The organism is Modestobacter sp. VKM Ac-2979 (assembly GCF_026967995.1).
Lineage (GTDB): Bacteria > Actinomycetota > Actinomycetes > Mycobacteriales > Geodermatophilaceae > Modestobacter.
Window position 1 is genome coordinate 52,860 of sequence record NZ_JAPVBO010000001.1, and the last position, 23,498, is coordinate 76,357.

Sequence of the window (23,498 nt, forward strand, 5' to 3'; positions counted from 1 at the left end):
CGCCCTGCCCGGGGTCCTCGGTCAGGCGGGCGGGCCTGCGGGCCGCGAGGCGGCCCTGCGGCGCCGCGGCCGGACCGCCGGCACGTCCTGGTCGGCCACCGGCTCGGCGACCGGTTCGGGCGCCACGACGACGGTCGGCTCCAACTGCTCCGCAGCCGCGGCCGGGACGTCCGGGGCAGCCGTCGGCGCCGCCACCGCAGCGGCGAGGACGGTGTCCGGCGTCGACTCCTCGGCGACCACCTGCACGGCCGTCTCGCCGGCGGGCAGCGGCTCCTCGTCAGCGGGTGCCTCGGCGATGGGTGCCTCGGCGACCGGAGCGTCCTCGGCCCCACGGGCCTCGGCCGACTGCCCACGACCGCGACGGCCCCGGTTGCGACGACCACGGCCCTCACCGGCCGGCTCGGTCGTCGACTCGGTCGTCGGCTCGGTCGTCGGCTCGGCGACCTGCTCCCCCGCGGCCTGCTCACCCGCAGCGGGCTCGTCGAAGGACGCCCCGCCCTGCAGCGCCATGGCGTCCGCGACGTCCCAGCCCGCGGCCGGGTCCTCGCGACGGGACGGCGCGGTGCCCTCGTCCGCCGTCTCCGGGGCCGTCTCGTCCGCCGCCGCACTCTGGTCGGCCTGCGGGGCCGGCGAACCGGCGTCCACGGAGCCGCGCTCGGTGGCGTTGCCGCCCCGGGAGCCACGGTCCCGGCCACCCCGGCTGCGACGCCCGCGACCGCCACCGGTCTCGGCGGCGTCGGCGCCCGTCACGTCGGCTGCGTCACCCTCCGGGCCGACCTCCGCAGTCGCGGGTGCAGTGTCCTTCGCGTCGGGGGTCGGGACGTCGGCGTCCTTGGCCCGGTCGTCCCGGCCCTTGTCCCGACCCCTGTCGGAGCCCTTGTCGGAGCCCTTGTCGGAACCGGCACCGCTGCCCGAGCCGCTGCCCGAGCCGGACCCGATGCCCGAGTCACCCCGGTTGCGACCGCCGCCACCGTTGCCGGCCGCGCCGTTGCCCCCGCCACCGTTGCCGCCGTTGCCACTGGACCGCTTCTTCTCGTCCACCGGGTCGACCTGCACCAGGACACCCCTACCGCGGCAGTGCTCGCACGGCTCGGAGAAGACCTCCAGCAGGCCCTGACCGACGCGCTTGCGGGTCATCTGCACCAGGCCCAGCGAGGTCACCTCGGCGACCTGGTGCTTGGTGCGGTCGCGGCCGAGGCACTCGGTGAGCCGCCGCAGCACGAGGTCGCGGTTGCTCTCCAGGACCATGTCGATGAAGTCGATGACGATGATCCCGCCGATGTCGCGCAGCCGGAGCTGGCGGACGATCTCCTCGGCGGCCTCGATGTTGTTCCGGGTGACGGTCTGCTCGAGGTTGCCGCCGGAGCCGACGAACTTGCCGGTGTTCACGTCGACGACCGTCATCGCCTCGGTGCGGTCGATGACCAGCGAGCCACCCGACGGCAGCCACACCTTGCGGTCCAGCGCCTTCATCAGCTGCTCGTCGATCCGCAGGTCGCGGAAGACGTCACCGGTGCCGGTGTAGCGCTGCAGCCGCTCGGACAGCTCCGGAGAGACGTGCGCGACGTAGGCCTCGACGGTGTCCCATGCGTCGCCGCCCTGGACGACCAGCCGCTTGAAGTCCTCGTTGAAGACGTCGCGGATGACCCGGATCGCCAGGTCCGGCTCGCCGTAGAGCAGCGTCGGCGCGTTGCTGGTCGAGGAGGCCTTGGTCTGGATGACCTCCCACTGCGCCTGCAGCCGGGCCACGTCGCGGGTGAGCTCCTCCTCCGAGGCGCCCTCCGCGGCCGTGCGGATGATGACGCCGGCGTCCTCGGGGACGATCTTCTTCAGGATGTCCTTGAGCCGCTGGCGCTCCTTGTCCGGCAGCTTGCGGCTGATGCCGGTCATCGAGCCACCGGGCACGTAGACCAGGAACCGGCCGGGCAGGTTGACCTGCTGGGTCAGCCGGGCGCCCTTGTGACCGATCGGGTCCTTGGTCACCTGGACCAGGACCTTGTCGCCGGACTTCAGCGCGGTCTCGATCGAGCGGGACTTCCCGGACAGGCCGGCGGCGTCCCAGTTGACCTCACCGGCGTACAGGACGGCGTTGCGGCCCTTGCCGATGTCGACGAACGCGGCCTCCATGCTGGGCAGCACGTTCTGCACGCGGCCCAGGTAGACGTTGCCCGCGAACGAGGTGGCCTGCGCCTGGGTGACGTAGTGCTCCACCAGGACGTCGTCCTCCAGGACGGCGATCTGGGTGCGCTCCCCCTGCTGGCGGATGACCATCGCCCGGTCCACGGCCTCGCGCCGGGCCAGGAACTCCGACTCGCTCAGGATCGGCGCGCGGCGACGGCCACCGTCGCGGCCCTCCCGGCGGCGCTGGCGCTTGGCCTCGAGCCGGGTGGAGCCGGCCACGCCGCGGACGTCGTCGTCGCTGGAGGTGCGGCCGTTGCGGCCGGCCCGCTCCGGCCGGTCGTCGGCGTCCTCGGTGCTGTCCTCGGTGCTGCCGTTCTCACCGCTGCTGCCGCGGCGACGGCGCCGGCGGCGACGGCGGGTGCTCGAACCCGAGCCACCCTCGGCGGCGTCGTCGTCCTCGCCGTCGTCGTCCTGACCCTCGGGCTCGGTGCTGTCGTCGGACTCCTCGGCACCGGCCGGGGTGTCGGTGTCCTCGTCGTCGCGGTCGCCGTCGGCGCCGTCCTCGCCGGTGCGGCCACGGCCGCGGCCCCGACGGCCCCGGCGCCGACGACGGCTGCCCGAGGAGCCGCCGTCCTCGCCGTCACGGTCGTCGGAGTCCTCGAGGTCCCGCTCGTCGGTCTCGGTGGTCTCGGTGGTCTCGGTGGTCTCGGTGTCCTGGGCCTCGACCGGCTCGCTCTCGGCCGCGCTGCGGCGGCGACTGCGGGACCGCCGCGGCGGTGCCTGCTCCTCGTCGCGCTCGTCGGTGACCGGGCGGTCGTCGGTCCGGCCGGCGTCCGCGTCGGTCGACTCCGTCGGCGACTCGGCCTGGGGGCGGCGGCTGCGGCGACGCGGTGCGGCGACCTCGGGCTCGGGGGCCACGAAGCTGACGAAGGCGGGGGCCACCGGCGAGAGCTGCGGTGCCGGGGGCTCGACCGAGTCGGGGTCGGCGGTCACGGCCGGCCGGGTGGCGCGGCGGCGGGGCCGGGCGGTGACGGTGGTGGGCTCGGGCGAGCTGAACTGGGCGCCGAAGCTGGGGAGCTCGTGCTCGGGCTGGGGGGTGACCGCCTCGGCGACCGGGACCTCGACCTGCTCCTCGGAGAGGTCGTCGGCCGATGGCTCGGCGTCCGGCTCCGCGGGCGACCCGTCATCCGCGGCCGGCTCCGCGGCGAGGCCGCCGAGCAGATCGGAGGGAGGCGCCGATCCGTCCGCGGCGCTGGTGTCGGTGCTGTTCTCGTTGTCGTTGTGGTCGGCCACGAAGGGCTCGCCTCCTGTGCGTTCCCGGGCGCCGATCGTCTCCGACTGGCGGCCGCGCAGGAACGTGGGTTGGGCGGATCGGGCGGCCGCTGGGAGCGGCGGTTCTGCCCGGCCCGCGAAGTCTGGTGCGCGCCCCGGCCGGTGCGGCTGGGGCCCGGTGGTGCAGCGTGCTGAACACAGGTGGTGCGGTGGTTCGAGAGTTCAGGTGGTTCGAGAGTTCAGGTGATGCAGCGCCACGGCTGGCAGACGTGTCGCAGGCGACGCCCGGCACTTCCGGTCCCGCCGGATCAGACCTGAGCCGGCTCCCCCTGGCAGCGGGAACTGGCCTCGCGGTCGGGCCCCAGCGGATCGGCGACGTCACCGCTGTCGTCGAGCCGGCCCTGCGCCTCACGCACGGCCCGGGCGGGCAACGGCGGGTGCAGGTCGGCGACGGCAGCCAGAGCGGCCATCACGTCATCCGGTCGCACGGTCGGCGTGAGCTGCCGTACGACCACGAGCAGTATGGCACAACCTGCCTCAACAGCGACCGCGGCGGAGACGACCGCCGCCCGCGCGTCGACGTCCTTGGTGCCGTTCTTGGTCCGCTTCGCGACCAGCACCACCTCCTGGGCGAGGAAGGCCTGCACCGCCGCGGAGAGCTCGTCGGCGTCCACCCCCGGCAGGTCGATCCGCCACCGGGTGGCGTTCAGCCGGTCGGCCAGGGACCCGCTGCCCTCGACGGCCTCGACGCACTCCAGGACGTCGATGCCCGGGGGCAGCGAGGCGTCCAGCGCGACCCGCACCTGCTCCGGGTCGCGCCGTGCGGAGAGCCCGATCTCGAAGTACTCCGCCTCCGAGGCCGCGCCGGTCGGCGCCGCACCCATGTAGGAGATCTTCGGGTGCGGGCTGAAGCCGGCGGAGAACGCCATCGGCACCTGCGCGCGGCGCAGCGCCCGCTCCAGGGCCCGGGCGAGGTCGCGGTGCGAGGCGAAGCGCAGCGGACCGCGCTTGGTGTAGCGCAGCCGCAGCTTCTGCACGGTGGGCGGCGGCGGCGGGCCGTCCGGGGTGCGGGCCACTACCGGCCGACGGGGGTCAGGGGCAGCAGGCTGCGCCCGGTGGGCCCGATCTGGATGTCGGTGCCCATGGTCGGGCACACGCCGCAGTCGTAGCAGCCGGTCCAGCGGCAGTCGCCGACCTCGTCCTCGGAGATCGCGTCCTGCCAGTCGTCCCAGAGCCACTCCTTGTCCAGCCCGGAGTCCAGGTGGTCCCAGGGCAGCACCTCGTGCTCGGTGCGCTCCCGGGTGGTGTACCAGTCCAGGTCGACCCCGAACGCGGCCAGCTCCTCGGCCGCGGCGGTGACCCAGCGCTGGTAGGAGAAGTGCTCGCTCCAGCCGTCGAAGTGCCCGCCGTCGCGCCAGACCCGCTCGATGACCCGGCCGACCCGGCGGTCGCCGCGGGACAGCAGTCCCTCGATCACCCCGGGCTTGCCGTCGTGGTAGCGGAGGCCGATGGAGCGGCCGATCCGGCGGTCGGCGTTGATCGCCTCGCGCAGGATCCGCAGCCGGTGGTCGATCGTCTCGGCGCTGGCCTGCGCCGCCCACTGGAAGGGGGTGTGCGGCTTGGGCACGAAGCCACCGATGGAGACGGTGCAGCGGATGTCCTTGCTGCCACTGGCCTCGCGGCCGGCGCGGATGACCTCGACCGCCAGCTCGGCGATCTCCAGCACGTCCTCGTCGGTCTCGGTGGGCAGGCCGCACATGAAGTACAGCTTCACCTGGCGCCAGCCGTTGGCGTAGGCCGTGGTGACCGTGCGGACCAGGTCCTCCTTGGACACGGTCTTGTTGATCACCCGGCGGATGCGCTCGCTGCCGCCCTCGGGGGCGAAGGTCAGCCCGGAGCGGCGGCCGTTGCGGGAGAGCTCGTTGGCCAGGGTGACGTTGAAGGCGTCGACCCGGGTGCTGGGCAGGCTCAGGCCGGTGTTGGTGCCCTCGTACCGGTCGGCGAGCTCCTTGGCCAGCTGGCCGATCTCGGAGTGGTCGGCGCTGCTCAGCGAGAGCAGGCCCACCTCCTCGTAGCCGGTGGCCTTGAGGCCGGCGTCGACCATCGAGCCGATGCCGGTGATCGTGCGCTCGCGGACCGGGCGGGTGATCATCCCGGCCTGGCAGAACCGGCAGCCCCGGGTGCAGCCGCGGAAGATCTCCACGCTCATCCGCTCGTGCACGCTCTCGGCCAGCGGGACCAGCGGCTGCTTGGGGTAGGGCCACTCGTCGAGGTCCATCACGGTGCGCTTGCCGACCTTGACCGGGACGTCGTCCCTGGTGCGCCGCACCTCGGCGATCGTGCCGTCGGCGGCGTAGCTGACCGCGTAGAAGCGGGGCACGTAGACCCCGTCGACCCGGGAGAGCCGGGCCAGCAGCTCGACCCGCCCACCGGGGCGGCCCTGCTCCTTCCAGGCGGAGACGACGTCGGTGATGTCCCCGACGACCTGCTCACCGTCACCGAGCACCGCGCAGTCGACGAAGTCGCTGACCGGCTCGGGGTTGAAGGCGGCGTGCCCACCGGCGACGACCACCGGGTGGCTCTCGTCGCGATCGACCGCGTGCAGCGGGACGCCGGCGAGGTCGAGCGCCTCGAGCAGGTTCGTGTACCCCAGCTCGGTGGCGAAGCTGACGCCGAGCAGGTCGAACTCCCGCACCGGGCGGTGGGCGTCGACGGTGAACTGGCCGACCCCGTGCTCGCGCATGAGCCCGGCCAGGTCCGGCCAGACGGCGTAGGTGCGCTCGGCCAGGGCGTCGGGGCGCTCGTTGAGCACCTCGTAGAGGATCATGAGGCCCTGGTTGGGCAGCCCGACCTCGTAGGCGTCGGGGTACATCAGCGCCCAGTGGACGGCGACGTCGTCCCACGGCTTCACCTGGGCGTTGAGCTCGCCACCGACGTACTGGATCGGCTTCTGCACCTGGGCGAGGAGTGGCTCGAGGCGGGGGTATAGCGATTCCACAGTCATGACCCGCCCAGGGTAGCCGCTGCGCCAGGGGCCGAAGTCGCGACTTCGGCCCTCAGACCCCCTCGCCGGGGCCCACCGCGAGCTCGCGAGCGGTGGGGGGCGAGGGGGTGCTTCCTCAGAGAGCCGGGAAGAAGAGCGCGATCTCGCGCGCGGCCGACTCGGGCGAGTCGGAGCCGTGCACGATGTTGGCCTGCACCTCGAGGGCGAAGTCGCCGCGGATCGTGCCGGGGGCGGCCTTCACCGGGTCGGTGGCGCCGGCCAGGGCGCGGAAGGCCTCGATGGCCCGCGGCCCCTCGACCACGAGGGCCAGCAGCGGTCCCCCGGTGATGAACTCGACCAGCGAGCCGAAGAACGGCCGCTCGCGGTGCTCTCCGTAGTGCTCCTCGGCGACCTCGGTGGTCAGGGTGCGCAGCTCGGCGGCGACCAGGCGCAGGCCCTTGGCCTCCAGGCGGGCGATGACCTGGCCGACCAGGCCGCGGGCAACGCCGTCGGGCTTGACCAGGACCAGCGAACGCTCAGCAGTGGGTGCAGACACGCCCGGGAGCGTACGGGACGTCAACTGTCAATCCAGGTTGACAGGTCACCGCTGTCAATCTAGGTTGACGACATGGCCTCCCCCACCGACGTCACCACCGCCGCCGCGGCCGACGACCCGGACACCGGGCTCCGCGCCATCCGTGCGCTGCGCGACCTCGCCGACCGTCTCGAGGTGCTCCAGGTCGGCAACGCCCGGGCGCGCGGCTGGTCCTGGCAGCAGATCGCTGATGCCCTCGGCGTCAGCAAGCAGGCCGTCCACAAGAAGCACGCCACCTCGAGAAGGGACCGATGACGTGTTCGAGCGCTTCACCCGAGAGGCCCGTCAGGTGGTCGTCATGGCACAGGCACAGGCTCGCTGGCTGCACGCCGAGCAGGTCGAGCCGGTGCACCTCCTCCTGGCCCTGACGGCCGACCCCGGTCGAGGGGGCCAGGCGCTGCGGGCGACCGGCGCCGACCTGGGATCCGTCGAGGCGGCCCTGGCACGCTCGAACGGCGCGCTGGACGCCGACGCACTGGCCGCCATCGGCATCGACCTGGACCAGGTGCGAGCTGCTGCCGAGTCCGCCTTCGGCCCGGGCGCGCTGGACCGCGGTGGCCGCGAGCCCACTGGTCACCTGCCGTTCGCCGATGGGAGCAAGCAGGCCCTGGAGGAGTCGCTGCGCCACGTCCTGCGGTCGAAGCTGCGCCGCCGGGCCCGGGTCATCGACAGCGGTGCCGTGCTTGCGGGGTTGCTCGCCGTCGGCGACCCGGTGGTGCGGCAGGTGCTCCAGCAGCTGGGCACCGACGCCGACCGGCTGCGCGGTCAGCTCGGGGACGCCTCGGCGGCGTAGCGCCGTCAGCCGGCCGGCGGTGCCGGAGGTGCCGCCGGCGGCGGCCCGAAGGGCGAGCCGAGCAGCTCCTTGCGGACCTGCAACAGGTACAGCCAGATCGCCACGAAGACGCCGCCGACCAGCCACATCGCCCCACTGAGCAGCCCGGTGAGCAGCAACGGCACCTGCAGTGCCGAGCCGATGACCAGACCCTGCGGACGACGCTGCAGCCCGCTGGCCAGGATCAGCAGCACGGCCAGCACGAGCAGGACGGTCAGCCGGGTGCCGGTGAGCCCTTCTCCGGTCTGGGCGATGCCCCGCGGCACGAAGAGAACGGCGATCCCCTCCAGCAGCAGGATCGCCGCCGCGGCCCCGCCGAGGGCCTTGCCGGCACGGACCGGGTCCGGTGCCGTCACCGCTGCGCGCCGGACAGCAGGGCCCGGGCCTCCCCCGCGGTGACCACGCTGCCGGTGACCAGCACGCCGGAGCCACCCAGGGCGTCGTCCGGGCCGGCCTCGGCCAGCTCGATCGCCGACTCCAGCGCATCGGTGAGCAGCGGGTGCACGCTGACCCGGTCGGCACCGAAGACGTCGACCGCCAGCGCCCCCAGCTCATCGGCCGGGATCGCCCGCGGCGAGCTGTTCTGGGTGACCACCAGCTCGGCGCACAGGCCCTCGAGCTCGGCGAGCATGCCGGTCACGTCCTTGCCCTGCACGCAGCCGACGACGCCGACCAGCCGGGTGAAGTCGAAGGACTCCCGGACGGCCTCGACCGTCGCCGCCATGCCGGCCGGGTTGTGTGCGGCGTCGACCAGCACCGCCGGGGAGGTGCGGACCCGCTCCAGCCGGCCGGGCGAGCGCACCGCGGCGAAGGACTCCCGGACGACGTCCTGGGCGACCGGGCCGGTGGCCGACCCCGCGCCCAGGAACGCCTCCACGGCGGCGAGCGCCACGGCGGCGTTCTGCGCCTGGTGCGCGCCGAACAGCGGCAGGAAGACCTCGTCATACTCCCCGCCCAGCCCCTGCAGCCGCACCTGCTGGCCGCCGACGGCCACCCGGCGCTCCAGCACGCCGAACTCGGTGCCCTCGCGGGCGACGGTCGCGTCGACCTCGATCGCCCGCCGCACCAGCGCCTCCAGCGCGCCGGCCGGCTGGTGGGCGAGCACCGCGACGACGCCGCCGTCCGGGCGCCCGTCGGGCAGCACGCCGTCCCCGGTGCTCGGCTTGATGATCCCGGCCTTCTCGGTGGCGATCGTGGCGACGTCCGGCCCGAGGTACTCGGCGTGGTCCAGCGAGACGGGGGTGACGACGGCGACCCGGGCGTCGGCGACGGTGGTCGCGTCCCAGGTGCCGCCCATGCCGACCTCGACGACGGCGACGTCGACCGGCGCCTCGGCGAAGGCGGCGTAGGCCATCGCCACCATCACCTCGAAGAAGGACATCGGGACGTCGCTGCCCGCGTCGACCATCTGCACGTAGGGCGCGATGTCGTCGTAGACCTCGACGAAGCGCTCGGCCGGCAGCGGCTCGCCGTCGAGCACGATCCGCTCGCGCATCGACTCCAGGTGCGGGCTGGTGAACCGGCCGACGCGCAGGCCGAAGCCGCGCAGCAGCTCATCGACCATCCGCGCCGTCGTCGTCTTGCCGTTGGTGCCGGTGACCTGGACGACGGGCATCGCACGGTGCGGTGAGCCGAGCAGGTCGACCAGGGCGGAGATGCGGGTCAGCGACGGCTCGAGCCGGTTCTCCGGCCACCGCGCCAGGAGCGCCTGCTCGACCCGGGCCAGGTCACGGGAAAGGGAGGTGCTCATCGCTCCTAGGATGCCAGTCATGGTTGCCGACACCCGATCCCTGGACAGCACTCCCCCGGGGAGCACCGGCGGCGTACCCGAGAAGCCCTCGATCGACGGGCTGGAGGACAAGTGGGTGGCCCGCTGGGCCGAGGGCGACACGTACGCCTTCGACCGGGACGCCGCGCTCTCCGCCCCCCGGTCGCAGACCTACGCGATCGACACCCCGCCGCCGACGGCCAGCGGGTCGCTGCACGTGGGCCACGTGTTCAGCTACACGCACACCGACATCGTCGCCCGGTACCACCGGATGCGCGGCAAGCACGTCTTCTACCCGATGGGCTGGGACGACAACGGCCTGCCCACCGAGCGCCGGGTGCAGAACTACTACGGCGTGCGCTGCGACCCCTCGCTCCCCTACGACGAGGACTTCACCCCGCCGGAGAAGCCGGGCAAGGACCAGCTGCCGATCTCCCGGCGCAACTTCGTCGAGCTGTGCGAGCAGCTCACCGCCGTCGACGAGGCGGAGTTCGAGAAGTTGTGGCGCCGGGTCGGCCTCTCGGTCGACTGGGGAGGCGTCTACCGGACGATCTCGGAGTCCTCGCGGGCCACCGCGCAGAAGATGTTCCTGCACAACCTGGCCCGCGGTGAGGCCTACGCCCAGGAGGCGCCGACCCTCTGGGACGTCACCTTCCGCACCGCCGTCGCCCAGGCCGAGCTGGAGGACCGGGAGCGCCCGGGCGCCTACCACCGGATCGGCTTCGCCGGCCCGAGCGGCCCGGTCTTCATCGAGACCACCCGCCCCGAGCTGCTCCCGGCCTGCGTGGCCCTGGTCGCCCACCCCGACGACGAGCGCTACCAGCCGCTGTTCGGGAAGACCGTCACGACGCCGCTGTTCGGCGTCGAGGTGCCCGTCGTGGCGCACCGGCTGGCCGAGCCGGACAAGGGCTCGGGCATCGCGATGATCTGCACCTTCGGCGACCTGAACGACGTCACCTGGTGGCGGGAGCTGCAGCTGCCGACCCGCGCCGTCATCGGCTGGGACGGCCGGTTCATCGCCGACCCGCCGGCCGACGTCCCCGCCGACGTGTACGCCGAGCTGGCCGGCAAGACCTCCTTCAGCGCGCAGCAGCGGATCGTCGAACTGCTGCGCGAGTCCGGTGACCTGGTCGGCGACCCGAAGCCGATCACGCACCCGGTGAAGTTCTTCGAGAAGGGCGAGCGCCCGCTGGAGATCGTCACCACCCGGCAGTGGTACATCCGCAACGGCGGGCGGGACGGCGACCTGCGCGACGCGCTGCTGGCCCGCGGCCGGGAGATCCAGTGGGTGCCCGAACACATGCGGCACCGCTACGACAACTGGGTCGAGGGGCTCAACGGCGACTGGCTGATCAGCCGGCAGCGCTTCTTCGGTGTGCCGTTCCCGGTCTGGTACCGGCTGGACTCCGAGGGCGAGCCCGACTACTCCGCGCCGATCCTGGCGCCGGAGTCGGCGCTGCCGGTCGACCCGTCCTCCGACGTCCCCGAGGGCTTCAGCGTCGACCAGCGGGGCGTGCCGGGCGGGTTCATGGCCGACCCCGACGTCATGGACACGTGGGCCACCTCGTCGCTGTCGCCGCAGGTGGCCTCGGGCTGGGAGACCGACCCGGAGCTGTTCGCGCACGTCTTCCCGATGGACCAGCGGCCCCAGGCGCACGACATCATCCGCACCTGGCTGTTCTCCACCGTCGTCCGGGCGCACTTCGAGCACGGCGCGGTGCCGTGGACGCACGCGACCATCTCCGGCTTCGTGGTCGACCCCGACCGCAAGAAGATGTCGAAGTCCAAGGGGAACGCGACCACCCCGATCGACGTGCTGGAGCGCTACGGCACCGATGCGGTGCGCTGGCGTGCTGCGGGCGCCCGGCCGGGTGCGGACTCGCCCTTCGACGAGGCGCAGATGAAGGTCGGCCGCCGGCTCGCCATGAAGGTGCTCAACATCGGCAAGTTCGTGCTGGGGCTGGGCGCCTCTCCCGACCTGACGGCCGAGGCGGTCACCGAGCCGATCGACCGCGGGCTGCTCGCCTCGCTGGCCCAGGTGGTCGACGAGGCGACCGCGGCGATGGAGGCCTACAACTACACCCGGGCGCTCGAGGTCACCGAGTCGTTCTTCTGGTCCTTCTGCGACGACTACGTGGAGCTGGTGAAGACCCGCGCCTACGGCTCTGGCCCCGCGGCTTCTTCCGCCCAGGCCACGCTGGCGCTGGCGCTGTCGGTGCAGCTGCGGCTGCTCGCCCCGGTGCTGCCGTTCGTGACCGAAGAGGTCTGGTCCTGGTGGCAGACCGGCTCGGTGCACCGGGCGCTGTGGCCGACCGCGACCGAGCTGCCGACCGGTGGCGACCCGGCGGTGGTGTCGGCGGCCGCGGAGGTGCTGTCGCTCGTCCGCAAGGCGAAGTCCGACGCGAAGACCTCGATGCGCACCGACGTCGCCACGACGACGGTGACCGTGCCCGAGGCGCGGGTGGCCGCGGTCGAGGCCGCCCGGGGTGACCTGGTGGACGCCGGCCGGATCGCAGAACTGACCGTCGTCGCCGGCGACGGAACGCTCCAGGTCGACGTAGTCCTCGCCGACACCCCCACCGACTGACCGATGTGCGCTGAGTGCCAGGTGCCGAGGCTGGACCTGGCACTCAGCGCACGACGTCGAGCCCGAAGAGGCGGCGCCGGGCCGTGTGAACAGTCAGGATCTCGGTGCGGCAGGCGGCGGCTTCGACCGTGAGCCTCCGGTAGCTGAACCGGAGGGTCTGCCACCCGACCGTGGCCACCAGGGCGTCTCGGCGGATGTCCCGCTCCCGCTGCTCGCGAGAGCCGTGCCAGGCGGCCCCGTCCATCTCCACGGCGAGCAGCACGTCCTCGCAGGCGGCATCGAGGAGGAACCGCTCCCCCGCCACCGTGATCGGACGCTGTTGGACGAACGCCGGCATGCCGGGAGCACGCAGTACCTGCAGACAACCCCAGATCTCAAGCTCGCTCTGGCACCCGTCGGCGAGCAACCGGACGAGTTCGGTCAAGGCAGCTCGCCCGGGCAACCGGGGACGCCGAGCCAGCTCATCGGTCAACTGTCGCGCCGTGCACAGCCGCCGGCGGACCGCGGTGATCGCTGCTGCGCGGACAGCGGGGCGCCCGGCACCGGAGGGATCAGCCCACGCGTCGACGACCGAGCGCTCGACCGACGTCACCGGCAACCCGCCGACCGGCCGCACGTGCCAGTCGGCGTCAGCCACCCGGTGCAGCACGACCCCCGGGGCACCCCGACCACTGCGGCCCGGCGCCACGGTGACGTGGACAGGCCCGGCGGGCGGCGGGACGAGGCCCCAGAGCGCCAGGGCGGTCGCGTGGCTGACCACGGCCTCCCGCGACCGGACGGCGGCAGCCACCCGGATCCGCCAGTCGGTTGTCGACCCCGGTAGCGCATAGCAGCCACCACCGAGACGCAGCAGCCGGCCACTCGCGACCCACGAGCGGACGGTCGTCGGGCTCACCTGCGCCGTCAACTGCGCCCACGTGGTCCATCCTCGCGGTCCGACCAGAGCCTCGACGTCGTGCCGCACGCCAACAGCCTGCCGCTCGCGGCTCGGGCGCCGGGGCCGCGCCGCACATCTGTGGACGGCGGGCGCGCACTGTCAGTCGGGCAGCTCGCAGCTGTCAGTCTGCGCACGCCGAGTCATGGAATACAGAGACGGCCCGCTCCCCCGGTGGGGAAGCGGGCCGTCGGGTGGTGCTGGGACTACGCGGACTTCTCGCGGGGGGCGCGGGCGGGCTTGCGGGGCACGAGGGTGGGGCTCACGTGCTCCAGCACGACCTCGCGGGTGATGACGACCGTGGCGACGTCCTCGCGGCTGGGGATGTCGTACATCACCGACTGGAGCACCTCCTCCAGGATCGCCCGCAGCCCACGGGCACCGGTGCCCCGCAGGATGGCCTGGTCGGCGATCGACTCGAGCGCGTCGTCGGTGAACTCCAGCTCCACCCCGTCGAGCTCGAACAGCCGGCGGTACTGGCGCACCAGGGCGTTCTTCGGCTCGGTGAGGATGTTCATCAGCGCCGTGCGGTCGAGCTTCTGCACCGTGGTGATCACCGGGAGCCGGCCGATGAACTCGGGGATCATGCCGAACTTCAGCAGGTCCTCGGGCATGACCTGAGCGATGGCGTTGGCCTTCTCCACCTCGGCCTTGCCGCGCACCTCGGCACCGAAGCCGATGCCCTGCTTGCCGGTGCGGGCCTCGATGACCTCCTCGAGCCCGGCGAAGGCGCCACCGACGATGAACAGCACGTTCGTGGTGTCGATCTGGATGAACTCCTGGTGCGGGTGCTTGCGCCCGCCCTGCGGGGGCACCGACGCGGTCGTGCCCTCGAGGATCTTCAGCAGTGCCTGCTGCACGCCCTCGCCGGAGACGTCCCGGGTGATCGACGGGTTCTCGCTCTTGCGGGCGATCTTGTCGACCTCGTCGATGTAGATGATCCCGGTCTCGGCGCGCTTGACGTCGTAGTCGGCCGCCTGGATCAGCTTCAGCAGGATGTTCTCGACGTCCTCGCCGACGTAGCCGGCCTCGGTCAGCGCCGTGGCGTCGGCGATCGCGAAGGGCACGTTGAGCATCCGGGCCAGCGTCTGCGCCAGGTGCGTCTTGCCGCAGCCCGTCGGGCCCATCAGCAGGATGTTGGACTTGGCGAGCTCGACGCCCTCGTCGCGGGAACGGTCACCGCCGGCCTGCACCCGCTTGTAGTGGTTGTAGACGGCGACGGCGAGCGTGCGCTTGGCCTGTTCCTGGCCGATGACGTACTGCTCGAGGAAGTCGTGGATCTCCTTGGGCTTGGGCAGCTCGTCGAACTTGAGGTCCGACGACTCCGAGAGCTCTTCCTCGATGATCTCGTTGCAGAGGTCGATGCACTCGTCGCAGATGTACACCCCAGGGCCAGCGATGAGCTTCTTGACCTGCTTCTGGCTCTTCCCGCAGAACGAGCACTTGAGCAGGTCGCCGCTCTCACCGATACGTGCCACCTGGCTGACCTCCACCTCGAATGGGACGACGCTGCTGCGGCCCCGTTGGTTCGTGCTGTGTCATGCCCTCGTCGACGCCCTTCCTGCTGGCGTCCGGTGCCCCTGCGGTCGTGGACCGGGGATCGGGCGTTCGCCGAACCTACCCGGCTGATCCGACGTTCCCGGGCAGGAACTCACCCGGGTCGCCCGGCCCGTAACACCCGTCCCGGCCCTCCCCCGCGACCCGGCTGAGTCGTCGAGAGGACACCGGGACGCCGGATGGGAGAACGGTACGGGCCGAGAGCGCGACACGCGCGCCCTCGGCCCGTCCCATCCCTGCGTCAGGCCGGCAGGGCGTTGAGCTTGCGGCTCTGGATGACCTGGTCGACGATCCCGTACTCCATGGCCTCCTGGGCCGTGAGGATCTTGTCCCGGTCGATGTCCTTGCGGACCTGCTCCTGGCTCTGCCCGGTGTGCCTGGCCAGGATGCTCTCCATCTGCACCCGCACCCGCTCGATCTCGCGGGCGTGGATCTCCAGGTCGGTGACCTGACCGCCGGCCTCGCCGGAGGGCTGGTGGATCAGCACGCGGGAGTACGGCAGCGCCAGACGCTTGCCCTTCGTCCCGGCAGCCAGCAGGACGGCGGCCGCGGAGGCGGCCTGGCCCATGCAGACGGTCTGGATGTCGGGGCGGACGAACATCATCGTGTCGTAGATGGCCGTCAGCGCGGTGAACGAGCCACCGGGGCTGTTGATGTACATCGTGATGTCACGGTCGGGGTCGTTGGACTCCAGCGTGATCAGCTGGGCCATGACGTCGTTGGCCGAGGCGTCGTCGACCTGCACCCCGAGGAAGATGATGCGCTCCTCGAAGAGCTTGTTGTACGGGTTCGACTCCTTCATGCCGTAGCTCGTGCGCTCCACGAAGGAGGGCAGGATGTACCGGCTGGAGGGCATCTCGAAGCTGCTGCTCATGGTCACTTCTCCGGTCCGTCGGTGACCGGGTTGTCGGTCGAGGTCATGGACTCTGCGCGGGTCACCACGTGGTCGACGAAGCCGTACTCGAGGGCCTCCTGCGCGGTGAACCAGCGGTCGCGGTCGGAGTCCTTCTCGATCTGCTCGACCGTCTGCCCGGTGAACTGCGCCTGCAGCTCGTTGAGCTGGTGCTTGGTGCTCCGGAAGAGCTCGGCCTGGATGGCGATGTCGGAGGCGGTGCCGCCGACGCCGGCCGAGGGCTGGTGCATCAGGATCCGCGTGTGGGGCAGGGAGTAGCGCTTCCCCTTGGTCCCGGCGGTGAGCAGGAACTGGCCCATCGAGGCGGCCAGGCCCATCGCATAGGTGGCGACGTCGCAGTCGATGAACTGCATCGTGTCGAAGATCGCCATGCCGGCGGTGACGGAGCCGCCGGGCGAGTTGATGTAGAGGTGGATGTCGCGCTTGGGGTCCTCTGCGGACAGCAGCAGCATCTGCGCGGCGAGCTGGTTGGCGATGACGTCGTCGACCTGGCTGCCGAGGAAGATGATCCGCTCACGCAGCAGGCGCTCGTAGACCGAGTCGTTGAGGTTCATCATCGAGCCGCCGGCGCGCATCAGCGGCGCGCTGGCGGTGATCAGGTCTGAGTTGCTCACGGGTGCGGTGACCTCCGTAGGACTGCGGTGCAGTCGGTCTCGTGGAACGGGTTGGCCGGTGGTCGGGGGGCGACCGACGACGCTGCGGACGACCCTCGGTGCCGGTCGTCGATGCGGCCTCGTGTGGTCGTCCTTCAGGGGTGCCTGAGTGTCACGTCGACCCTAACGCGCACCCCCGACCGGTTCCTCCCGGCGCGGGCCGGTGTTCGCCGTGGGCGCAGCGGCACCGGCGCCGACCTGCGAGGCGACGACCCGGACGGCACGCCGGAACGACAGCGCCGCCCGTACCCAACGGGGTACGGGCGGCGCAGGGTGTCGCGGTGGGTCAGGCCTTGCCGGCCGTCTCCTCGGTGTCGGTCTCCTCGACCGCGTCGGACTCGACGGCCTCGGCCTCGGCGGCCTCAGCAGCATCGTCCTCGGCGGCCTCAGCAGCATCGTCCTCGGCGTCGGCCGAGTCGGCGGCGACGGTGCGGGGACGCAGCGCCTCCAGGTCGACGACGTTGCCCGACTCGTCGGTGATCGTCGTCTCCTCCAGCAGCTGGGCCAGCGCCTTGGTACGCCGCACGTCGGCGACGAACTCGGCGATGTTGTTGCCCTGCTGGAGCTGCTGGGCGTACTGCTCGGGGCTGACCCGGTTGCGCTGGGCCTGGGCCATGATCTGCGCGGAGAGGTCCTCGTTGTCGACGGTGACCTCGCGGGCGTCGGCGATCGAGTCGAGCACGAACTGCGTCTTGACCGCCTTCTCGACGTTCTCGCGCATCTCGGCGTCGTAGGCCTCGCGGCTCTCGACCTCGGCCATCGAGAAGTAGGCGTCCCAGTCCATGCCGGCCTGCTGGAGTTCGCGCTCCATGGCCTGGGTGCGCCAGCTGAGCTCCTGCTCGACCAGCTTCTCCGGGACCGGGACCTCGATGGTCTCGAGCAGGTGCTCGACCAGCTTGTCGCGGGCCTGCCCGCCCTGCTGCAGCACCTTGGTGCGGGCCAGCCGGGTGCGGACGTCCTCGCGCAGCTCGGCCAGGGTGTCGAACTCGCTGGCGACCGAGGCGAACTCGTCGTCCAGCTCCGGCAGCTCCTTGGCCTTGACCGACCGGACGGTGACGGTCACGTCGGCCATCTCACCGGCCTGGTCGCCGGCGAGGAGGGCCGTGGAGAAGGTGGCGCTCTCGTCGGCGGACAGCCCGCGCACGGCCTCGTCCAGGCCCTGCATCAGGTTGCCCGAGCCGACCTCGTAGGACATGCCGGTGGTGCTGCCGTCCTCGAGCACCTCACCGTTGAGCGTGGCCTCCAGGTCGATGGAGACGAAGTCGCCGTCCTCGGCCGCGCGCTCGACACCGGAGAGGGTGGAGAAGCGCTCCCGCATCATCGTGACCTGCTGGTCGATCTCCTCGTCGGTGACCTCGACGTCGTCGACGGTCACCGCCAGGGAGTCCAGCGGGGGCAGCTCGAGGGTGGGGGCGACGTCGACCTCGGCGGTGAAGGCGAGGGCCTCGCCGTCGTCGAGGCGGGTGACCTCGACGTCGGGCTGGCTGATGACGCGGACCTGGTTCTCCCGGATCGCCTCGGAGTAGACCTCCGGGACGGCGTGCTGGACGACCTGCTCGAGCACGACCGGGCGGCCGATGCGCTGGTCGAGGACCCGGTTGGGGACCTTGCCGGGGCGGAAGCCGGGAACGCGCACCTGCTTGCCCAGCTCCTTGTAGACCTCACCGAAGGCGTGGTCCAGGTCGCTCCACGGCACCTCGATCGCGAGCCGGACCCGGGTCGGGCCCAGGTTCTCGATGGTGCTCTTCACAGCGGCGTGCTCCTCAGGTACGACGGGGGTGGGCGCGGCCTCCGTGGGGACGGCGGCCGATCGTGCCCGCGAGTCTTCCAGACCTCGCGGCGGTGTCGGGGTGACAGGATTTGAACCTGCGGCCCCCTGCTCCCAAAGCAGGTGCGCTACCAAGCTGCGCTACACCCCGTGGCCACCGGCGAGTCTAGGCCGACGGCCTGCGGACACCGCCGCGTGGGCACGAGTTAGGCTGCCGCGGTACGCATGCGGGTGTAGCTCAATGGTAGAGCCCCAGCCTTCCAAGCTGGCCATGCCGGTTCGATCCCGGTCACCCGCTCCACACTCGCCCTGTTGGCCTCACCTGGCCGAACCCAGTGGACGCAGCGGGCGCCGACCCAGGTCGCCCCGAGCCAGCGCCCGCCGCGTGACGACGGCGCCGAGCGGGCACCGCAACCCGGCCTGGGCGATCTCGAGGTCCTGCTGCGCGCGGCGCAGGCCGCCGGCGCCGGCCTGCAGTGGGAACTGCACCTGCCCGAGGTGCCCGCGGCGCTGGGCCTGTCGGCCTACCGCACCGTCCAGCAGGGCCTCGCCGACGTCGCCCGACACACACCCGGTGCACCCGTCCGGGGCCTGACACGAAACGAGGTGTCCGCCTGACAGGCGTCACTTCAGACGATGGCCAGGTACACCCAGAGGGAGCCCAGGACGGTGTCCATCAGGTCGGTCGGCCAGGTCACCGGAGACCTCCCTCGGCAGAGGGCGGCGAATCCTCGACACCGGCCAGGCCCGCGGCGACGAGCACCGCCGTGGCCGCCGTGCCGGCCAGCAGCAGCCGCTCGACCAGCCCGATGCCCGGCATCGGATCGGCGCCCGCGAACACGACGGGGACGTGCAGGGCCAGGAAGGACACGCCCAGCCCGCCGAGGCCGACCGCCGCACCGCGCAGGGCGCGGCGAGCCGGGGGCGAACAGGTCGCCGCGACCAGGAGCCCGACGACCGGCGGCACCACCATCGCCACGCCGGCCGCCACCTGGTGCACCCGTCCCCACGCCGTCGTGTCGAGCCCGGGCAGGTCGGTGGGGAACGCGGCCACCGCGGCGAGGCCGACCGACCACAGGGCCAGCAGTCCGAGCACCGCGGTCCGCCCGGCACCGGCCGGGAGGCGGCGGTGCACCCCGAGGGCCGTACCGGCCGCCGCGATCTCCAGCCCCACCATGCACCCCGCGAGCCACCAGCCGCCGGCGGGCCGGTGCACGGCGTCGCTGAGCATGCCGTCGAGGGTGTCGCCGCCGACGACGTCGGTGCCGATCCCGGCCAGGACGGCGACGGCCACCCCGAGCAGGACGACCGGCAACCACGGCGCGGACCGGCTGCTGGTTCCCGGCGCCGGGTGGACGTCCGCCGCGACGGCCGTCGCCGGCCCGGGTCGCGGCGGCGCCGAGAGCGCGGTCATGTCGGCACCAGGACATCGCGGCGGGGCTGGTCCGCCGTGCGGGAGCGGAGGCAGGCGTCGTAGAGGCCGACGAACGCGCTGAGCGTGGCGCCCAGGTCGTGCTCTGCGGCGACGGCCCGGGCGCGCCGGCCCATCCGCCGGGCGGACGCCGGGTCGTCCAGCAGGGCGGTCAGCCGCTCGGCGAGCTCCTCGACGTCGCCGTGCCGGTAGAGCCAGCCGGTCCGCCCGTGGTGCACCAGGTGCGGCAGCGCACCGGCGTCGACGCCCAGCACCGGCAGCCCGGTGGCCATCGCCTCCAGGGTCACCAGGCTCTGCAGCTCAGCGGTGCCGGCCATGCCGAAGAAGTCCGCGGCCGCGTAGGCGTCGGGCAGCTCGGCGTCGCTCAGGACGCCGGTGAAGGTCACCGCACCCGCCACGCCCCGCTCGGCGGCCAGCGCCTCGAGCCTGGTGCGCTCTGAACCGTCCCCGACGACGAGCAGGTGGAGGTCCGACCGCGCCCGGACCAGGGCGAGCGCCTCGATGAGCTCGTGCACGTTCTTCTCCGGGTCCAGCCGGCCGACGGAGGCCAGGACCGGGACGGAGGGCAGTCCGTACCTGCGGCGGAACCGGGCACCGTCGCGCCCGGGGGTGAAGCGGTCCAGGTCCAGCCCGCAGGAGATCGGCAGCACCGGCCCGGGGACACCGGCCGACTCGGCCAACGCCGCGGCGAACGGCGTGGGGCTGGTGACCACGTCGGCGAGGGCGAGCACGCCGGCGGCGTCCCGCCACGCCCACTGGTGCGCCCGGCGCCGGACGGCGGCGCCACCGGGCACGTAGTGCAGCAGGTTCTCCGGCATGAAGTGGTTGGTGGCGACCACGGGGATGCCCAGCGCGCGCGCCGCACGGAGCACCGCCCGTCCCACCAGGAAGTGGCTCTGGACGTGCACCACGTCCGGTCGCACCGTCCGGAGCACTGCTCGGACGCGGCGTTGCAACCCGGCGGGCGGGCAGATCCGGAAGCCGCGGCGGACGAGCACCGGCAGGGAACGCACCCGGTGCTCGGTGACGCCTCCGGTGGCCTGCGCGGAGGTGCTGTGATGGCTCCGGGACGGGGCGAGCACGTGCACCTCGTGCTCGGTGGCCAGGCCGGCGGCCAGCCGTTGGGCGAAGTAGGACGCGCCGTTGACGTCGGGCGCATAGGTGTCGGCGGCGATCAGGATCTTCACTGGGGAACTCCTCGAGTCCGTAGGGAGAACAACCTCTTGGCGACGAGCGAGACGGCGAGCACACCGACACCCAGGGCCGCGCTGAGCGAGACGAAGGCCCAGGGCGAGCTGGCGATCCCCGAGATGTGCGGACCCGCCAGCAGGCCGAGGGCGACCAGCACGGCCGCTCGCGCGGAGCTGGTGAACGCGACCCAGCCGACGAAGCGGCGGTAGGGGACGCCGGCCAGACCGGCGGCCAGGAACGCCGGGACGGCGCCGATGTCGACCAGCTTCGCGCCGACCACCACGCGAGGGAGGCGTCGACGCACGTCCTTCCGGAGCCGCGCGGCGCGGGCTCCGGAGACACCGAGCCGCGCGAGCAGCGGGAGCATGCGCCCGTGCCGCCCGCTCCGGCCGAGGACGAACAGCAGGCTGTCGCCGACGACGTCGGCGGAGACGGCCAGCAGCCACACGGGCAGCAGCGCCAACACACCGGCGCCGACCATCGAACCGGCCGCCACCGTGGTGGCCGGTCCCTCCAGCAGCATCAGCAGCGCCAGGACGAGATAGGGCTGCACCTGGTCGCTGCTCCCTCCCGACCCGCCCCGGGCAACGGGGCGGATCAACCGCCGGACCGTCCGGCGGCGAGGAGAAGCTAGGACGGCGAGGACGCCGTGGTCGTCGGCCTGCGGAGCTGTTCGGCATGGCTCCGCGGTGGCTGCACCAGGGGCGCGGACCCGTACCGCGGTAGGGGGTCCCCCCGCTCGGGAGAGGGACGACAATCCCTGCGCGACGCTCTAGCGTGCATGCAGGCGAGCCCGCGGGAGGGATCGCCGGCGGGCGGGTGCCCGTCCGGACGGCGGAGAAGTGGCAGGTGGAGGACGGATGGCGGTGACCCGGCCGGACGACCGTGCCCCGGCGAGGTCCTGGACGGCCGGCACGGCGATCGCCGGGATCCTGCTGGTCCTCCTGCAGCTGCCGACCACCACGGGCATCTACGGGCTGCCGTTCACCGCCGCGCTGCTGATCCACCTGCCGCAGGGCCTCGCGCTCCCGCTGGCGTTGCGCCGTCCACTGCTCGCCACCGCCGTCCAGTTCGTGGCGGCGGCGGCCACCGCCCTGGCGCTCGACCCCGTCGACGGGCAGGCCTGGCCGCTCACCATCCCCGGTGTCCTGCTCCTCGTGGCGCACGTCGGGCTGCTGGCGGTCTCCCGCGGCTGGCGGCTCGCTGCCCTGGTCTGGGGAGCCTCGCTCCTGGGCCTCGCCCTCCTGATGGCCGCCCAGGTGGTGGAGTGGGGCAGCGAGACCGCCGGCGACATCACCGTCGCGGTCTACGCGGCCAGCGCCCTGCTCGTGCTGGTGGCCGGGTCGGTGTGGCAGCAGCGGTCCCGGCTGGCCGGCGAGCTGTCGGCGGCCCAGCGGGACGTGGCGGTCGAGCAGGCCCGGCGGGCACTGGTGGAGGAGCGCACCCGGATCGCCCGGGAGCTGCACGACGTGGTGGCGCACACGATGTCGGTCGTGCACATGCAGGCCAGCACCGCACGCTTCCGGCTCCCCGACCTGGGCCCGGAGGCGGCCGCCGAGCTGCAGCAGATCGCGGGTTCGGCCAAGGCCGCCATGGCGGAGATGCGCCAGCTGCTCGGCGTGCTGCGGGACGACGGGGCGAACGCCCCGGTCACGCCGACCGCGACACTGGCCGACCTGCCCGAGCTGATCGCCGGGACGGCGCGCGGCGGAACGGCGGGCCGGCTGACAGTGGACCCGGCGTTGGCGACCCGGGAGGTCCCGGAGATCGTGCAGGCGGCGGCGTACCGGGTGGTCCAGGAGGCGCTGAGCAACGTCGTCCGGCATGCCCCGGGTGCGTCGGCGACGGTCGACGTCAGGCTCGCACCGGAGGGACACGCGATCGAGCTGACGGTCACCAACCCACCGACCGCCTCCCCGGTCGCTCCGCCCGGTCCGGGCATGGACCTCCGCGACCCCACCCGGGCTCGCCACGGGCTGATCGGCATCCGCGAACGCGCAGCGCTGCTGGGGGGCTGGTCGAGCGCGGGCCCCGTACCCGGTGGCGGATGGCAGGTGGACGCCCACCTGCCGCTGGCGGCGGAGGTCCCCGTCGCGACCGACCTGCCCGACCACGGCGTGGCGGCCGGACCAGGGGCTGCTCCGTGATCCGCGTGCTCGTCGTCGACGACCAGTCGATGATCCGGCTGGGCATCCGCTCCGTCGTCGACGCCCAGGAGGACATGACCGTCGTCGGCGAGGCGGAGAACGGGGAACGGGCGCTCGCGGCGGCCCGGAGCCTGCGCCCCGACGTCGTGCTGATGGACGTGCGGATGCCCGTCCTCGACGGGCTCGAGGCGACGCGGCGCATGCTCGCCGCAGACCAGCCGAACAGCCACCGGCCGCGGGTCGTGGTGCTGACCACCTTCGACCTCGACGACTACGTCTACGCCGCGCTCCAGGCCGGCGCCAGCGGCTTCCTGCTCAAGGACAGCGAACCCGAGGAGGTCCTGCGGGCGATCCGCGTGGTCGCCGGCGGTGAGGCCCTCCTGGCGCCGGGGGTGACCCGCCGGCTGATCGAGCAGTTCGTCGACGCCCGCATCACCGCCCGACCGCCCGACCCGGCGATGAACGGGCTGACCGAGCGGGAGCGGGAGGTCCTGACCCTGATGGCGGGCGGGCATTCCAACGCCGAGATCGCCGCAGAGCTGTTCATCGCCGAGCAGACGACCAAGAGCCACGTGAGCCGGGTGCTGCAGAAACTGCACCTCCGCGACCGTGTGCAGGCAGTGGTCTACGGCTACGAGAACGGGCTGGTCCGCCCCGGAGACCCGGACCGCTGAGCTGGTGGCGCGCCGTCGCAGCAGGTCACCGCGTACCGGAGCCGGCCCATCCGCTCAGTCCTCGTCGACCA

At 72.8% G+C, this 23,498-nt stretch carries 20 protein-coding genes and 2 tRNA genes; 7 read left to right on the top strand and 15 right to left on the bottom strand.

What is annotated here, in order from left to right:
* Window positions 1-21: 21 nt before the first annotated feature.
* From O2W15_RS00265 to ndk, 4 genes are all read right to left on the bottom strand, one after another.
* Entirely contained in the window at window positions 22-3,414 is a 3,393-nt protein-coding gene (locus O2W15_RS00265) for an Rne/Rng family ribonuclease (RefSeq protein WP_269177927.1), read from the bottom strand.
* 287 nt (window positions 3,415-3,701) lie between these two features.
* Window positions 3,702-4,469 (bottom strand): TIGR03936 family radical SAM-associated protein, encoded by a 768-nt coding sequence (locus O2W15_RS00270; protein WP_269177928.1) that lies wholly within the window; start codon window positions 4,467-4,469, stop codon window positions 3,702-3,704.
* The gene (locus O2W15_RS00275) at window positions 4,469-6,397 is read right to left on the bottom strand and encodes a TIGR03960 family B12-binding radical SAM protein (RefSeq protein ID WP_269177929.1); all 1,929 of its coding nucleotides are present in this window, start codon (window positions 6,395-6,397) and stop codon (window positions 4,469-4,471) included. Before O2W15_RS00275 ends, O2W15_RS00270 begins: the two co-directional genes overlap by 1 nt.
* Before the next feature lie 115 nt (window positions 6,398-6,512).
* On the bottom strand, window positions 6,513-6,932 hold the full coding sequence (gene ndk / locus O2W15_RS00280) for a nucleoside-diphosphate kinase (protein WP_036336704.1): 420 nt from the start codon (window positions 6,930-6,932) through the stop codon (window positions 6,513-6,515).
* Window positions 6,933-7,004: 72 nt separating this feature from the next.
* Here ndk and O2W15_RS00285 point away from each other — a divergent pair, with 72 nt between their 5' ends.
* Window positions 7,005-7,226, top strand: coding sequence for a helix-turn-helix domain-containing protein (locus O2W15_RS00285; RefSeq protein WP_036336706.1), 222 nt, complete (start codon window positions 7,005-7,007; stop codon window positions 7,224-7,226).
* A gap of 43 nt (window positions 7,227-7,269) precedes the next feature.
* On the top strand, window positions 7,270-7,764 hold the full coding sequence (locus O2W15_RS00290; protein WP_269177930.1) for a Clp protease N-terminal domain-containing protein: 495 nt from the start codon (window positions 7,270-7,272) through the stop codon (window positions 7,762-7,764).
* A 5-nt stretch (window positions 7,765-7,769) separates the two neighbouring features.
* On the opposite strand, the gene O2W15_RS00295 is transcribed toward O2W15_RS00290, so the two are convergent.
* Together O2W15_RS00295 and O2W15_RS00300 are read right to left on the bottom strand one after the other, a co-directional pair.
* Entirely contained in the window at window positions 7,770-8,159 is a 390-nt protein-coding gene (locus tag O2W15_RS00295; RefSeq protein WP_269177931.1) for a DUF4233 domain-containing protein, read from the bottom strand.
* Window positions 8,156-9,553 carry a bifunctional folylpolyglutamate synthase/dihydrofolate synthase gene (locus O2W15_RS00300; RefSeq protein ID WP_269177932.1) on the bottom strand — a complete coding sequence of 466 codons (1,398 nt, stop codon included), beginning with the start codon at window positions 9,551-9,553 and terminating at the stop codon, window positions 8,156-8,158. The genes O2W15_RS00295 and O2W15_RS00300 overlap by 4 nt, the downstream gene beginning before the upstream one ends.
* 19 nt (window positions 9,554-9,572) lie before the next feature.
* On the opposite strand from O2W15_RS00300, the gene valS reads away from it, so the two are divergent.
* Complete coding sequence (gene valS, locus O2W15_RS00305) at window positions 9,573-12,158, top strand: valine--tRNA ligase (protein ID WP_269177933.1); 2,586 nt, start codon at window positions 9,573-9,575, stop codon at window positions 12,156-12,158.
* Window positions 12,159-12,201: 43 nt separating this feature from the next.
* On the opposite strand, the gene O2W15_RS00310 is transcribed toward valS, so the two are convergent.
* From O2W15_RS00310 to O2W15_RS00335, 6 genes are all read right to left on the bottom strand, one after another.
* A complete protein-coding gene (locus tag O2W15_RS00310) occupies window positions 12,202-13,053 on the bottom strand; it encodes a DUF559 domain-containing protein (RefSeq protein WP_269177934.1) in 852 nt (283 codons plus the stop codon).
* Window positions 13,054-13,298: 245 nt separating this feature from the next.
* A complete protein-coding gene (gene clpX / locus O2W15_RS00315) occupies window positions 13,299-14,570 on the bottom strand; it encodes an ATP-dependent Clp protease ATP-binding subunit ClpX (RefSeq protein ID WP_269161923.1) in 1,272 nt (423 codons plus the stop codon).
* A gap of 320 nt (window positions 14,571-14,890) precedes the next feature.
* Window positions 14,891-15,523, bottom strand: a complete 633-nt coding sequence (locus O2W15_RS00320) for an ATP-dependent Clp protease proteolytic subunit (protein ID WP_036336713.1) — start codon at window positions 15,521-15,523, stop codon at window positions 14,891-14,893.
* 2 nt (window positions 15,524-15,525) lie between these two features.
* Complete coding sequence (locus O2W15_RS00325) at window positions 15,526-16,176, bottom strand: ATP-dependent Clp protease proteolytic subunit (protein WP_442928863.1); 651 nt, start codon at window positions 16,174-16,176, stop codon at window positions 15,526-15,528.
* 325 nt (window positions 16,177-16,501) lie between these two features.
* Complete coding sequence (gene tig, locus O2W15_RS00330; protein WP_269177935.1) at window positions 16,502-17,965, bottom strand: trigger factor; 1,464 nt, start codon at window positions 17,963-17,965, stop codon at window positions 16,502-16,504.
* Window positions 17,966-18,060: 95 nt separating this feature from the next.
* Window positions 18,061-18,134 (bottom strand) — tRNA-Pro (locus tag O2W15_RS00335).
* Between the two features lie 76 nt (window positions 18,135-18,210).
* Between O2W15_RS00335 and O2W15_RS00340 the strand changes: the two genes are divergently transcribed.
* Together O2W15_RS00340 and O2W15_RS00345 are read left to right on the top strand one after the other, a co-directional pair.
* A tRNA-Gly gene (locus O2W15_RS00340) sits at window positions 18,211-18,284 on the top strand.
* Between the two features lie 11 nt (window positions 18,285-18,295).
* Window positions 18,296-18,601 (top strand): hypothetical protein, encoded by a 306-nt coding sequence (locus O2W15_RS00345; protein WP_269177936.1) that lies wholly within the window; start codon window positions 18,296-18,298, stop codon window positions 18,599-18,601.
* Window positions 18,602-18,677: 76 nt separating this feature from the next.
* On the opposite strand, the gene O2W15_RS00350 is transcribed toward O2W15_RS00345, so the two are convergent.
* From O2W15_RS00350 to O2W15_RS00360, 3 genes are read right to left on the bottom strand one after another with little or no spacing between them, the layout of a single operon-like run.
* Window positions 18,678-19,397, bottom strand: coding sequence for a DUF998 domain-containing protein (locus O2W15_RS00350; protein WP_269177937.1), 720 nt, complete (start codon window positions 19,395-19,397; stop codon window positions 18,678-18,680).
* Window positions 19,394-20,602 carry a glycosyltransferase gene (locus tag O2W15_RS00355; RefSeq protein WP_269177938.1) on the bottom strand — a complete coding sequence of 403 codons (1,209 nt, stop codon included), beginning with the start codon at window positions 20,600-20,602 and terminating at the stop codon, window positions 19,394-19,396. Before O2W15_RS00355 ends, O2W15_RS00350 begins: the two co-directional genes overlap by 4 nt.
* A complete protein-coding gene (locus O2W15_RS00360) occupies window positions 20,599-21,207 on the bottom strand; it encodes a DedA family protein (RefSeq protein ID WP_269177939.1) in 609 nt (202 codons plus the stop codon). The genes O2W15_RS00355 and O2W15_RS00360 overlap by 4 nt, the downstream gene beginning before the upstream one ends.
* Before the next feature lie 259 nt (window positions 21,208-21,466).
* On the opposite strand from O2W15_RS00360, the gene O2W15_RS00365 reads away from it, so the two are divergent.
* Both O2W15_RS00365 and O2W15_RS00370 read left to right on the top strand, forming a co-directional pair.
* Window positions 21,467-22,753, top strand: a complete 1,287-nt coding sequence (locus O2W15_RS00365; RefSeq protein WP_269177940.1) for a sensor histidine kinase — start codon at window positions 21,467-21,469, stop codon at window positions 22,751-22,753.
* Window positions 22,750-23,427, top strand: a complete 678-nt coding sequence (locus O2W15_RS00370; RefSeq protein WP_269161916.1) for a response regulator — start codon at window positions 22,750-22,752, stop codon at window positions 23,425-23,427. The genes O2W15_RS00365 and O2W15_RS00370 overlap by 4 nt, the downstream gene beginning before the upstream one ends.
* Window positions 23,428-23,498 lie beyond the last annotated feature (71 nt).

What these genes read in the sequence shown, in the direction of transcription:
- O2W15_RS00285 (WP_036336706.1), top strand. Translation starts at nt 7,005, where the DNA reads ATGGCCTCCCCCACCGACGTCACCACCGCCGCCGCGGCCGACGACCCG.
- O2W15_RS00275 (WP_269177929.1), bottom strand. Translation starts at nt 6,397, where the DNA reads ATGACTGTGGAATCGCTATACCCCCGCCTCGAGCCACTCCTCGCCCAG.
- O2W15_RS00290 (WP_269177930.1), top strand. Translation starts at nt 7,270, where the DNA reads ATGGCACAGGCACAGGCTCGCTGGCTGCACGCCGAGCAGGTCGAGCCG.
- O2W15_RS00365 (WP_269177940.1), top strand. Translation starts at nt 21,467, where the DNA reads ATGGCGGTGACCCGGCCGGACGACCGTGCCCCGGCGAGGTCCTGGACG.
- O2W15_RS00350 (WP_269177937.1), bottom strand. Translation starts at nt 19,397, where the DNA reads ATGACCGCGCTCTCGGCGCCGCCGCGACCCGGGCCGGCGACGGCCGTC.
- O2W15_RS00320 (WP_036336713.1), bottom strand. Translation starts at nt 15,523, where the DNA reads ATGAGCAGCAGCTTCGAGATGCCCTCCAGCCGGTACATCCTGCCCTCC.
- valS (WP_269177933.1), top strand. Translation starts at nt 9,573, where the DNA reads ATGGTTGCCGACACCCGATCCCTGGACAGCACTCCCCCGGGGAGCACC.
- O2W15_RS00300 (WP_269177932.1), bottom strand. Translation starts at nt 9,553, where the DNA reads ATGAGCACCTCCCTTTCCCGTGACCTGGCCCGGGTCGAGCAGGCGCTC.